Consider the following 12536-nt stretch of genomic DNA (forward strand, 5'->3'; position numbering starts at 1 on the left):
GAGCAGGGTTAGGCGCACTGGCAAGCGGCTGTGCGCCGCCCTAAAAGCTGCTGGGTGTACCCCAGGGGATTGGGCTAAAGCCCAACTACAAACCTTCAATCTAGCAGGTGCCAGATTTGCGCCGGCGGCACGAAGCCTATACCAGCCAGCTAGCACCGGCTGCCGGTTAGAAAGCTTTGGCTCCTTCTAATTGGCAATAAGTGCCAGATTTTACTGTTGCCAAAGCCCGCCTTCGCGGGCTTTGTTTGTATAGCGGCAGGTTGAAACCTGCCGGCTCTCCGAATGCCCGCTAGGTAGCAAGACATAATTAAGCATAACATTGGGGAGGCTAGAAACCAGATTTCTCAAAGAGTCGCCCCTAGCCCGCGAAGGCGGGCTTTCTCTGTATAGCGGCAGGTTGAAACCTGCCGGCTCTCCGAAAGCCGGCTAGGGATATAGACATAATTAAGCATAACATTGCGGAAGCTATAAACCAGGTTTCTCAAAGAGTCGCCCCTAGCCCGCGAAGGCGGGCTTTGTTTGTATAGCGGCAGGTTTAAACCTGCCGGCTCTCCGAATGCAGGCATTCGTAGCTAGACCTAATCAAGCATAACATTGGGGAGGCTAGAAACCAGCTTTTTCAAAGAGTCGCCCCTAGCCCGCGAAGGCGGGCTTTGTTTGTATAGCGGCAGGTTTAAACCTGCCGGCTCTCCGACTGCCGGCTCTCCAAAAACCGGCTCTCCGACTGCCGGCTCTCCAAAAACCGGCTCTCCAAAAACCGGCTCTCCGAAAACCGGCTCTCCGAATGCCGGCTCTCCTGCTAGCTATCCTGCCGGCGCAACCGCCACCACCTTCTCAGCTTCATCTATCGCTATGCCAGCCACGCCAAACTGCTCAATAACCCAAGCATTCGTTGTCAAGTGAGTGCTAATTTCCGCCACGCGGTACTGACTCCGCTCCGACGACGCCAAAGCAGCCGGCAGCAGCAACTGATCTGCCAAGTGAACATCGGCAGGCGCACCGTTTTTATGGAACTCAAAAAATTCCTCAACCGCCATTTCCGCCACTTTTTCCGCCGGCACCCCCAAACGCCCCAAACTGCTGAACCCAGCCAAACTATTCTCATACGATGCCGTCAGGAAAATCCCCGCCCCCGGCGCGACACCTCGCTCCCGCACCGGCTGCACCGTGGCTCTAATATTCGCCTCGCGCAATAAATTCTCAGCGCGGTGAGCCATCCGGTTAGGAATGTGCGAAGGCAATTCCGTCACCGCCGCCAAACCCCGCACCTTTTGCAGCGCGCCGCGCTCCAGAAGGTTCAGCCCGCTAATGGTGCTGCTGCCGGTGACGCGCAGTTCCACCTCTCCCCCACCTTTGGGATACCACCCCCAAGCGCGGAGGCGCACCTGTGCCCGCACCCCCATCCGGGCAATCGTGGGCAGAAATACCTGTTCGATGTAGGTCACTGGGGGGCTGAAGGCAACGTGGGTTCCGCCGCGCAGCGTCACCACCGAATCGCCAGAGGCTTTCGCCAGGGGAAGCAAAACCGTCTGCAAAACCAAACTGACAGCGCCGGCTGTCCCCACCTCGAAAGTGTACTGTCCCGCCTGGGGGGGAGCGCCGGGAATAAACTCCAGAAAAGTTGATTCCAGCTTGTCCCCCCACACCGAAGCTTGACAGACAGACGCAAGAGCCCGCACGCCGGTGAGGTGTTGCGCAGCCAGTCCGGGTTTGGAGCGACCGGCACGGATGGCGATAATGCGGATGGGGGTGCCGGTGATGGCGGCGAGACTGAGCGAAGTGCGCAGCACCTGTCCGCCGCCTTCGCCATAGGAACCGTCGATAACAATCATAAGGAATTTTGATTAGAGATGGGAAACCTACTGAATTCAGGGCAGTCACGGGGGGCATCAACCCAGACCGTTTCTGGAGCGAGCCGGAGAGCGGGCCGTAAATGTTACGTCTGATTGATTTACTTTTAAAATAAACCGCCAAGACGCCAAAAACGCCAAGAAGGAAGAGGACATAGGAAGAGGAGAGAAAAATTAATAGGGGCAATTGACCGGAAATGATAGAACTGTGAGCTGTCACCCCACACCCGAAGTGCGGGGTTTTGGCCGTGCCGGTTTTAACCGCCCAGTTCAGCTGTAGGGGTGGCCCCCCGTGGCATCGGTGTCAACTTAAGCTCCTGGCGATTGAAATCGCGGCACTACAACCAAGTCCGCCTCCCTTGGACTTAAGAGAAGAGCTAGAATCTTAAAACCCTTGCCTTGCGGGTTTTGTCTGTATAGCTGCGGTTTCAACCGCCCAGAGACTACGGGACACAGCTTAAGTTGACACTAATGCCCCCCGTGGCCGCCCCCCTGACACCAATGCTGCGCCGCGCTGCCACGGAGGGCTGCACCGCTGCCACAAAAAGGCAAAAAAGCGCTTTGACCCTTCACCCGTATGATGGAGGAAGGACGAAAGAAGCGAGATTTGTACTGAGGAACATGGGCGCGATTTGGGAAATTGACTTTTACAGCCGTCCAATTTTGGACGAGCAAGAGAAAAAACGTTGGGAACTGTTGATATGCGAGAGTCCTTTGGAAACGCGCCGGAGTAATGAATCGCTGTTTCGGTTTAGCAAATTTTGTGCGGCGAATGAGGTGAATTCAATCTGGCTGGGCAATGCCATAAAAGAAGCGACCGCCTCCGCACCGGCACCGCCGACAAAAATTCGCTTCTTCCGCAGGCAGATGACAAATATGATAACCAAAGCGTGCAACGACTTGGGGATTGCAGCTAGCCCGAGCCGGCGCACAGTCACCCTGCACCGGTGGTTGCAAGAGCGGATGCAGGACTTCTACCCAAACCAGCCAGGATATCAGGCAACTGCTGCGGCGTCAGCCTCAGTGCGCTACGAGACGCAGAAACCCCTGCCCCTGCCCGACGCCTTGCTGGGCGACCGCTGGGCGTTCGTGACCTTGGAAGCCGGTGCCTTTGACGAAATGCACGAATGGGACATAAGTTTTGGCGAGGGGTTCCCGCTGTGTTCAACCTCGGCAAGCGCCTCCCCCATCACGCCAGAGACGGCCATTCCGGGCTTCATCGTTTTTTCAAACCGCGCCCTAGCGCTGGCCGGCTGGATGTCTGGGCTGGAACTGGCATTCCTCAAGGTTGATGGCAACCCGCCGGGAAAATTGATCCTGGAAACCGGAGCCAGTGAGAGCTGGATTCTGGCCAATCTGCCAGACCGGCAAACTCAAGAGGAAGCTTTGAAATTTGAGCGAGGCAAGCAAAACGCCGAAACCTTGCATTTTATAGCAGTTCAGTCCAGTCCGCAATCAGAAAGCTTTGCCGGCTTTTGGCTGCTGCAGGAACTCAATCTGCCGTAAAGTAAATGCAGAACAATTAGCTGTTAGCTGTTAGCAATTAACTAATGGCTAATCGCGAGCCAGCTAATCGCGAGCAAGGTATCATGGGGTCAGAAAATTTGCAACAAGAGGCGTCGCCAGAACAGCTGCTAGAGTTAGCGGCAAAAGCGGGGGCGGAAGCTGCTGAGGTGTTTCAGGTGAGTTCCCTGTCGCGACCGGTGTTTTTTGAGGCGAACCGGCTCAAACAGCTGGAAAGCGCCCAGTCAGAAGAGACAGCGCTGCGGCTGTGGCGGGACGGGCGTCCGGGGCTGGCGGTGGCCTGCGGGCCTGCGGACGCCCAAACACTGGTGGAGCGGGCTCTGGCGCTCAGCCACCTCAATGAACCGGAAACGATAGAACTAGCGGCAGATGGCCAGACAGTCTATCCTGACTTGGGATCGCCGGTGCCTGCCGAAGTGCTTGCCGACTGGGGAAAAGAGGCGATCTCCCTGATTCGAGACGCCTATCCAGAAATCCTCTGCTCCGCTGAGTGGGATTGCGAGGTGGAAACCACCCGCCTGATCAACTCTCAAGGGCTGGACTGTCGCTATACAGACACCACCCTCAGCTGCTACCTTTCAGCTGAATGGGTGCGGGGAGATGATTTCTTGAGCGTTGGGGATGGCCAAACGCAGCGCGGCAGCCTGGAGCCGGCGGCGCTGGCCAATCACATTTTGCAGCGGCTGGAGTGGGCCAAAGAAAACGTCGCGCCCCCGACCGGTCGCGTGCCGGTGCTGTTCACCGCCAAAGCGGCGGACATGCTCTGGGGCACCGTCGGGTCCGCCCTGAATGGCAAACTGGTAATTGAGAAATCTTCTCCCTGGAGCGATCTGCTCGGACAGCAGGTGATTTCCGACGCCCTGACGGTTCGCCAGGAACCTGATGCCGGCCCGTTTAGCTGCCCCTTTGACGATGAAGGCACTCCCACCCGATCTCTCGTCTTTATCCAAAACGGGGTCTTGCAGCTCTTCTATACGGACCGCCGCACCGGTCGTTTGCTGGGGGGCGGCACCACCGGCAATGGCTTTCGCCCCGGTTTGGGCAGCTATCCCACACCCGGGCTGTTTAATTTGCTGATTCAGCCTGGAAGTCTTTCCCTGCTGGAGCTGATTGGCAAGCTGGATGAGGGACTGGTGGTGGACCAGATGCTGGGCGGCGGTGCCGGCATCTCTGGCGACTTCTCCGTCAATGTCGATCTCGGCTACCGAGTCAAAAATGGCCAGATTGTCGGGCGGGTTAAAGACACAATGGTGGCCGGTAATGTCTACACAGCTCTCAAGCAGCTGCTTGAATTAGGCGGCGATGCCGACTGGAACGGCGCTTGCTATACGCCGTCTGCGATTGTGGGGGGGCTGTCTGTCACCGGCAAAAATTAAGGGGATTGGGCATGGGGCATCATCGCATTGGGCATTGGGCCTTGGGTTAATTATCAACTTTTCTCCCAACCCTTAACCCCTAACGTTAGGTCTTAGGTTTTAGGTTTTAGGTTTATGGTGGGAAGCTATTGCGCATTTAATTTATGCTATCCATCTCTATCCCTCGTTTCCAGCCAGAGGCTGGGAACGAGCCTCGGTCGGCAGAGCCTCCTTTTTTCTATAAGCATATTAAAAGCGTAACAGCTTAGAGCGGGGCTCTCATTTGAATGAAGTCGGCCCCAGAAACCCGGTTTCTTTAAGAAACCGGGTTTCTCAGCACCTCACTAATATGAGGAACGCTAGATCTAACTGCCAACACCTAACCCCTAACACCTAACCCCTAAACCCTAACCCCTAAACCCTAACCCCTAAACCCTAACCCCCCTAACATGGGCATGGGGCATGGGGCATCATCGCATTGGGCGTAACGAATCTCAAGGCCCCGGTCTGCGCCATTGCGGTCAATCAACTGAAGACGATATAAACCGCTTATATCGGAAATAAACTTGCCTGATAAAAACAGATTAGCGTGCTCTGCTGAGAGCCGGCTGAGAAAACTAGAGAAAAATAACAGACGCATTCGCACTAGCCTGAAGGGGTGAGGAGAGATTGTGAAATCAAGGCATGAAGATAACAGTGAGAGCAGCAATGTTGTGCAGTAATTATATCACAAAAACAGCAGATTTAACTGGAGATCAGCAGGGAGAGCAAATCCCCTCGTCTTCTCCCCCTACCCGCTGGCGGGGAGGGGGTAGGGGGGTGGGGTTCTTCGACGGTCTGCTTCTGGTTGCGCTCCTTCGGAATGGCGGGGGGGCAAATACCGGCGATCGGGACCGGGTGGGAGTCCCGGATGTTTTAAAGCGCGTTTTTTTAAGAAAGAAAATAGAAGAGTTATGAGTTATAAGCTGTTAATAGAAAACTCATTCCTCAAAAGCCAAAATTCAGTCAGGGCGCTGGCGTCTGTATTAATCCGACCGAAACGGCTAGCGATTTTTGAAGCGTGTCTGATTGGCTTGGTTTGCGGGCTAGCGGGTGTGTTGCTGAAACAGGGCGTGGGATGGCTGGGAGGGTGGCGAGTTCACGCCTCCCTGCTGATACCTGCCTGGGTGTTGCTGCCGGGTGCCGGAGCGCTGGGGGGACTGCTCACCGGCGCGCTGGTGGAGCGCTTGGCACCGGAAACCGCCGGCAGCGGTATCCCTCACGTCAAAGCCGCCCTGGCCGGTGTGGGGCTGTCCCTGGACTGGCGCACCGGCATCGTCAAGCTGGCGGGCACGATTTTAGCAGTGGGTTCTGGGCTGACCCTGGGGCGGCAGGGGCCCACGGTGCAGATTGGAGCCTCTCTCGCCGCCGGCATCTCTCACTTGATGCCCACCTCGCCGGACTACCGGCGGCAGCTGATTGCCTGCGGGGCAGCAGCTGGGCTAGCTGCCGGTTTCAATGCGCCGATTGCCGGTGTTTTATTTGTGGTGGAAGAACTCCTGCACGACATCTCTGGACTAACCCTTGGCCCAGCGATTATCGCCTCTTTCATCGGTGCCGTCGTTTCCCAGGTGTTGGGTGGCGACAGCCTGAACCTGAATCTAAACGCTTACAATACCCGGTTCGAGGCTCAGGAGATTCCCGTCTACGTGATCCTGGGCGTGCTGGCTGGGTTGCTGGGCACCCTGTTCAGCAAAGGGATTGTGGCGCTTTTAACCTTCAACCGGCGAGTGCTGCGCCTGGGACTGCCGTTGCGGATAGCGCTGGCGGGGCTGATCTGCGGGTTGGTGGTGGCGGTGCTGCCGGTCGGGTTCCGCAACAACAGCGGCTTGCGGGAGTTCCTGCTCACCGGCGAAGCGAGCTGGAGAATGAGCTTGGTTGCTTTTGTCGCTCACTTTTTGCTCACCATTATTGCCGCCGGTTCGGGAGCGCCGGGCGGGCTATTTGCGCCCTCTCTGGTGCTGGGGTCCGCCCTCGGCCACATGGTGGGAGTCTTGCAGTTGGGGCTGACCGGCATCGGGGAGCCGGTGACTTACGCCCTGGCGGGAATGGGGGCGTTTTTTTGTGCCGTGTGCAGAGCCCCGATCACAGCGGTGGTGATCGTGTTCGAGATCGCCAAGGACTTCCAGCTGGTGCTGCCTTTGATGATTGGCTCTATCGTTGCCTACTTGGTAGCGGAGAAGGTGGACAAGCAGTCGCTTTACGACCGGCTTCTGGAGTTGAATGGCATTCAGCTGAAAAAGGACAAGCCTAAGGAGGGAATTTTGGCTGAGCTGGCGGCGTCAGACGTGATGCAGCGCCGCGTCGAGACGTTGGCGAGCCAGATGAGCTTGGATGAAGTGCTGCAGGCGTTCTCTCGCTCCCACCACCGGGGATTTCCAGTGGTAGATGACGGCCATCTAGTGGGTATTGTCACCCAGACAGATTTGGCGAATGCCAGCAAGCGCCAGCTGCCGGGGAATACGCCCCTGTGGGAGATTATGACGCCGAATCCGATGACGGTCAGACCGGTGGATACGCTGAGTGAGGTTTTATACCGGCTGAACCGGTACAACCTCAGCCGGCTGCCGGTGACGGAGGGGCGCAAGCTGGTGGGGATTATTACCCGCAGCGATATTATCCGGGCGGAGAGCGATAAGCTGACGGGGGAGAAGGCTCAGACGGGCCCGCACCCGGCCCCCTCTTATGTGGTGTATCAAACCCGCTCGCCGGCGACGGGGCAGGGGCGGTTGCTGGTGCCGCTGTCCAACCCGCAAACGGCACCGGCGCTGCTGCGACTGGCGGCGGCGATCGCTCGGGAGCAGGACTGTGAGCTGGAGTGCCTGCAGGTGATGGTGGTGTCGCGCCACAGCGCGCCGGCGGAGACGCCGGTGAGGACGGCCAAAAGCCGCCGCTTGCTGCAGCAGGCCGATCGGATAGGGCGAGACTGGGGGGTGCCGGTGCACACGCAGGTGCGGGTGGCGCACGATGTGGCGCAGGCGATTCTGGAAACCATTGACGAGCGGCACATCGATCTAATTTTGATGGGCTGGAAGGGCAGCACCTCCAGCCCGGGCCGGATTTTCGGCAATGCGGTGGATACGGTGATCCGGCAAGCCCCCTGTGACGTGGTGCTGGTGAAATGGGGGACAGGGCATGGGGCGCAGGGCGCTGGGCACCGGCAAGAAAAGGAATTGCCAGCGCCCAGTGGCGAGTCGCCCAGTGGCGAGTGCCCAATACTCAATTTGAAACGCTGGCTGGTGCCGATGGCGGGGGGGCCAAATTCCCAGAGGGCTGTGCAACTTTTACCGGCGCTGTGTTCGCTCGGGGCGCAGCCGGAAGTCAGGCTGTGCCAGGTTTTCGGGCCGGCTGTGCCAAAGCCAGACACAGCGGTGCTTGACACAGCCGAGCTGTTTCTGGAGCGGCGGCTGAGGGTGCCGGTGATTTCTACGCCGGTGTGTGCGCCTTCGGTGCCGGAGGCTTTGATAGATTTGGCGCAGAAGGATCAGTGCGACGTGATTGTGCTGGGCGCGAGTCGGGAGGGGATGCTGCAGCAGGCGATTAAGGGGAATATTCCGGAAGCGATCGCAAGGGGTTGCGACTGCACGGTGATGCTGGTGCGCAGTGCGGTGGCGTGAGGGGGGCTGATATAGCAGTATGCACTTAGGTTAAGACACAAAGGACAGGCGAGACGCCTGTCCTACGCCTTTTATCTCAGGCCACTGATCTCTTAAGCAATATGACTGCTGCTATAGCACAAGTTCCCACACACTCGTGTGGGAACGAGGCATCTGCGTTAATCAGCGTCCACCTGCGGTTAAAAATCCACCCCTCGCTTCAGTTCGACGCCGTGATTGGCGTAGTGTTTGTGACAGAATACTTCCGAGTGAACGCTAGCCAAATCAAAGTAGGCCGGCATGTTGTGACACCGGCCAGTAATAATCACTTCTGTATCGCGGGGCTTGCGCAGCAAAGCTTCCACAATTGGCTCCACCGGCAGCAGTTCTAAATCCACTGTGGGATTGAGTTCGTCGAGTATAATTGTTTTGTACAAGCCGGATGCGATCGCAGCCCTAGCAATCTCCCAGCCGCGCTCCGCCTCGACGTAATCCAGTTCTTGCTGCTGCCCCCGCCAGACTATGGCATCTCGACCGCAGCGCTGGTGATCGACCAGGTGAGGGTAGCTTTGCCGCAAGGCGGCGATCGCAGAGTCTTCTGTGTAGCCGCTGCCGCCTTTGAGCCACTGCACAATCAGGACGCGGTGGGATTGATCCTGACTGATGCCCCTGCCAATCGCTTGCAAGGCTTTGCCCAGGGCGCTGGTGGACTTGCCTTTCCCCGCGCCGGTGTAAATCTCAATTCCGTCTATGCCGTGTTCCGCCGCTGTCGGGTGGTAGTGGGGTTTCATTTCCGAGTGCAAGTCGGCAATTTCCAGCAAAGCTGCCGGTGCCGCCCGCCCGGTGGCGATGATTTCCAGGTGTTCTGGTTTATGCTGGAGAGTGCGGACGACTTCATCGGCAGGGAGCAAGCCCAAGTCGAGGACGGGATTGAGTTCGTCGAGCACCACAACTGAATAGAGAGCGGAGGCGATTGCGCCTTTGGCGACATCCCAACCCCGCTGCGCTTCCAGGCGGTCAAAGCGGGTAATCTCATCAGGGCCAAAAAATTCGGCTCTGCCGGTGCGCACCTGATCGATTAAATGGGGGAAACCCCGCTGCAGCGCTTCTATCGCCCCATCTTCGTCGTACTCGCGGGCTGGCCCTTTGAGAAACCTCAGCAGGAGGACTCTGGTTGGCTGGGATGTGTTAATCCCCAGCCCAATGGAGCGCAAAACTACGCCGAGAGCCGCCTGGGACTTGCCCTTGCCGGCCCCATCGTAGACGTGAATCTGGCCGACGACACGCTCTTGACGAGCTTGAGCGGTGCGAATGCCGATGCCCATCCTGGTCATATTGTTTTAAATCTGTATCTTGCTGTTTAATCTTAGCGGAAGTCTTGTATCCTTCTAAATAGGCACACACAAAATTTAAGGCCGGATTCACACACGCCAGGGAGTCCCCGGTGGCAGCTGCGGCAACCTCCCTCACGCTCATGGAAGCCGGTACTGCTGCTAAACCCTAAAACCTAACCTCTAAAATGGTATTGCCACTGCGGGCTATCTTATTTCAAGTGCTGTTCCTGCTAATTGCCGTCGCCATAGAAGCAATGATTTTGCGCTGGCGGCTAAAAATGGGGCCCAAGAAGAGTGTGGGATACGCCGCCTCCCTCAATTTGCTATCCACCGTTGCCGGCTGGCTAATTTTCTTTTTCGCCGCACCCCGGCTGTCCCCTGACTTAAAAGCCCAGCTGATCAGTTACATCTTCTTTAATAACTTTTTCTCACCTCCGGCACCATCAAGTCCTGTTTTTTGGATAGTACAAGCCGCTACATTAATATTTTTTATTACCCTATTTATAAAAATAAGATCCTACCAATTGTTTCAGTATTTGAACAAACCTAAACTAAAGCGAGCCGAGGGAACTGGAGAGAGAAGGGCAACGGCACGCTCGGAATATCCTTTATATGTAGAGAACGCTGTCACTATTGGACACGCTGTTGTCTTCGGAGAAGTGCCGCACAAAAAGACACTGAGCGAACCCAAAAACCTCCCTAACAGCTTTGTTATCAGTCGCCGGCAAGCGATAGCTCTCCTGTGGGCCCATGCCGCCAGTCACAGCGCGATATTACTGATTTTGTTCTGTCAAAGCTATTTTTCTCAAAGGCCATGAAAGACTTCCTTAAATTTTTGGCTGAGTGGCGGAAAAGACTGACACCTCCCCGTGTTTTTTCCTGGCAAACTCTAATTTTAATGAGCGTGCTGTGCTGGGGGATGGCCCTGGGGTACAAAATTGTATTCCAGGAGACGGCTTATGAATCAGCAAACGCTGGCGATCTTCTTGCCGGTTTAGCGTGGGTGTTTTTAATTCTAGCCATTGACTGGTGGGCCAGTGAAAAGCCCTGGTATATTGGCGGGTTTCACCTGGGAGCTTGGCTCACGGGGGCGCTAGTCTGTCTGTTTGTCTTTGCAGTTTTTTCGGGAAATTACCGCAGCGGATTTCCGTCTTTTATCTTTTTAATGTGGCCGGTGATCTCCGCCCTGATAGCCCTGCTGCACAAACTCCACAAATCAGCTTCGGATTTATCAGTGGCACAAGTTTTTATTTTAATTTTGGCGAGCTTGCTAATCAGCTGCTGGTGGGAATTTGGCTTTTTGCTCCAAGACTGGTTGCAGGAATATCCGAGCCTGCTAGCGGATAATTTTGAGAGAAGCGCTTTCGTTATCAAAGTGGACTTTTCCCCGAGGGAAAAAGCCAGAGGCGTCCAAATATTGAACTCGCTTGAGGACTTCCTGAAAAGCCATGTCGAGGAGAAACCCTGGCTAGAGGTGAGGGCGTGGCTGTTGGAGATCGACCGGCAGCTTAAACCCTGGCCGGCAAAAGGCCAGCCTTGGCCAGAGGTGCACCAGTGGCTAGTGCAGCTTGACGAGCAGGGAGACGCTTATGACGATAAAATAATGGTAAACCTCGGCAATCTGGAAGAAGATAAGTGGTGGTACATTAAGACTGAGATAGATCTGGATGGCTGGCCGTATGAATTAAAATTGCAAGCCATCTGGCGAGGGCCAACTTCAAACGCTGAAGCGTATGAGATGACAAAGGTTTGCCAGATCGGGCAGACTTATCAGCCAGAAGCTCCCCGCGCCAGTGCGCTTCCCGAACAGGAGCGTGCTGAAACCGGCTTCGTTGAATGCTCGCAGGTGAAGAGCTCTTTAGACAGACGCACCGAATCTAGTGATTAAATGGAGATGAGCGCTACGCTAAAAAAACCGATCTAAGGAGGTTTTGGGTGAATCTGAGCAGAATTTTCACACTCGCCAGCAACGTATTCTGGGACGTGATTCGGGAGCGCGTGCTCTACCTGACCGGCTTTTTTGCTATTCTCTTAGTAGCGGCACAGGCGCTCCTCCGAGAAGTCTCAGCCGGCACGGAGGCCAAAATGCTCGCCGATGTGGGCATCGCCGCTATTGGTGTCTTGGGTTTAATCGTCACCGTCTTTGTGGGAACTGGACTGATTAACAAAGAAATAGACAAGCGGACAGTGCTGGTGTTGCTATCCAAACCGGTCAGCCGGTCAGAATTTATCATCGGCAAACACATCGGGCTGTCAGCGGTGCTAGCCGTTCTCATTGCTTTGATGACCGGCATTTATCTCGGCACTCTCAGTTTCTACAAGATTCCCTACCCACTGGGCAGCATTCTAGTAGCAGCCCTCTACCTGTTTCTGGAGCTATCCTTGCTCACAGCTGTGGGGATTCTGTTTGGGGTTTTTACCAGTTCCCTGCTGGCCACCTTGCTCACCTTTGCCGTCTATGTGATGGGGCACTTGAGCCGGGATTTATTGCAGCTGGGCGAACTTAGCAAAAACCCCACGATCAAAAATCTCACGCAAACGATATATTTAGTCATCCCCGACTTGGCTAGATTCGACCTAAAAAATGAAGCGGTTTACGGACTGTTGCCAGATACAGTAACCCTGCTCGTCAGTGCTGTCTATGGACTGGTATACATCGCGCTCCTGCTGGCGCTGGCAAATCTCATCTTCTGGCGGCGAGAGTTTTGAAGGTGCTGGAATTGGGGATGGGGCATGGGGCATGGGGCATGGGGCATCATCGCATGGGGCATCATCGCATGGGGCATCATCGCATTGGCAATTTCCCCAGTTCGAGAGTTCCCCTACCTAAGCCCTAAT

8 protein-coding genes and 1 pseudogene are annotated in these 12536 nt (G+C 56.0%); 7 read left to right on the forward strand and 2 right to left on the reverse strand.

Annotated elements, in window-relative coordinates; all coding sequences use genetic code 11:
- Positions 1-692 precede the first annotated feature (692 nt).
- Positions 693-803 (forward strand): annotated as a pseudogene (locus OSC10802_RS56350) (hypothetical protein); the annotation flags it as partial.
- Here OSC10802_RS56350 and rtcA read toward each other — a convergent pair.
- Positions 804-1832: an RNA 3'-terminal phosphate cyclase gene (rtcA, locus tag OSC10802_RS0108050; protein ID WP_017716279.1), complete on the reverse strand. Its 1029-nt coding sequence runs from the start codon at positions 1830-1832 to the stop codon at positions 804-806.
- A 639-nt stretch (positions 1833-2471) separates the two neighbouring features.
- Between rtcA and OSC10802_RS0108055 the strand changes: the two genes are divergently transcribed.
- From OSC10802_RS0108055 to OSC10802_RS0108070, 3 genes are all read left to right on the forward strand, one after another.
- Complete coding sequence (locus tag OSC10802_RS0108055; RefSeq protein ID WP_026098274.1) at positions 2472-3356, forward strand: Tab2/Atab2 family RNA-binding protein; 885 nt, start codon at positions 2472-2474, stop codon at positions 3354-3356.
- An 83-nt stretch (positions 3357-3439) separates the two neighbouring features.
- Positions 3440-4750, forward strand: coding sequence for a TldD/PmbA family protein (locus tag OSC10802_RS0108060; RefSeq protein WP_026098275.1), 1311 nt, complete (start codon positions 3440-3442; stop codon positions 4748-4750).
- A gap of 932 nt (positions 4751-5682) precedes the next feature.
- The gene (locus OSC10802_RS0108070; RefSeq protein ID WP_017716283.1) at positions 5683-8385 is read left to right on the forward strand and encodes a chloride channel protein; all 2703 of its coding nucleotides are present in this window, start codon (positions 5683-5685) and stop codon (positions 8383-8385) included.
- A 179-nt stretch (positions 8386-8564) separates the two neighbouring features.
- Here the strand turns inward: OSC10802_RS0108070 and OSC10802_RS0108075 are convergent, their stop codons facing one another.
- Positions 8565-9698 carry a cob(I)yrinic acid a,c-diamide adenosyltransferase gene (locus tag OSC10802_RS0108075; protein WP_026098276.1) on the reverse strand — a complete coding sequence of 378 codons (1134 nt, stop codon included), beginning with the start codon at positions 9696-9698 and terminating at the stop codon, positions 8565-8567.
- 185 nt (positions 9699-9883) lie between these two features.
- On the opposite strand from OSC10802_RS0108075, the gene fraC reads away from it, so the two are divergent.
- Genes fraC through OSC10802_RS0108090 form a run of 3 tightly spaced genes read left to right on the forward strand, consistent with a single transcriptional unit; the run spans position 9884 to position 12407 of the window.
- On the forward strand, positions 9884-10516 hold the full coding sequence (fraC, locus tag OSC10802_RS44115; protein WP_017716285.1) for a filament integrity protein FraC: 633 nt from the start codon (positions 9884-9886) through the stop codon (positions 10514-10516).
- Positions 10513-11586, forward strand: coding sequence for a DUF5357 family protein (locus tag OSC10802_RS0108085; protein WP_017716286.1), 1074 nt, complete (start codon positions 10513-10515; stop codon positions 11584-11586). Before fraC ends, OSC10802_RS0108085 begins: the two co-directional genes overlap by 4 nt.
- 47 nt (positions 11587-11633) lie before the next feature.
- On the forward strand, positions 11634-12407 hold the full coding sequence (locus OSC10802_RS0108090) for an ABC transporter permease (protein ID WP_017716287.1): 774 nt from the start codon (positions 11634-11636) through the stop codon (positions 12405-12407).
- The last annotated feature ends 129 nt before the right edge of the window (positions 12408-12536 follow it).

It is taken from the genome of Kamptonema formosum PCC 10802 (assembly GCF_000332335.1).
Lineage (GTDB): Bacteria > Cyanobacteriota > Cyanobacteriia > Cyanobacteriales > Oscillatoriaceae > Oscillatoria.

What these genes read in the sequence shown, in the direction of transcription:
- rtcA (WP_017716279.1), bottom strand. Translation starts at nt 1,832, where the DNA reads ATGATTGTTATCGACGGTTCCTATGGCGAAGGCGGCGGACAGGTGCTG.
- OSC10802_RS0108060 (WP_026098275.1), top strand. Translation starts at nt 3,440, where the DNA reads ATGGGGTCAGAAAATTTGCAACAAGAGGCGTCGCCAGAACAGCTGCTA.
- OSC10802_RS0108070 (WP_017716283.1), top strand. Translation starts at nt 5,683, where the DNA reads ATGAGTTATAAGCTGTTAATAGAAAACTCATTCCTCAAAAGCCAAAAT.
- OSC10802_RS0108085 (WP_017716286.1), top strand. Translation starts at nt 10,513, where the DNA reads ATGAAAGACTTCCTTAAATTTTTGGCTGAGTGGCGGAAAAGACTGACA.
- fraC (WP_017716285.1), top strand. Translation starts at nt 9,884, where the DNA reads ATGGTATTGCCACTGCGGGCTATCTTATTTCAAGTGCTGTTCCTGCTA.
- OSC10802_RS0108075 (WP_026098276.1), bottom strand. Translation starts at nt 9,698, where the DNA reads ATGACCAGGATGGGCATCGGCATTCGCACCGCTCAAGCTCGTCAAGAG.
- OSC10802_RS0108055 (WP_026098274.1), top strand. Translation starts at nt 2,472, where the DNA reads ATGGGCGCGATTTGGGAAATTGACTTTTACAGCCGTCCAATTTTGGAC.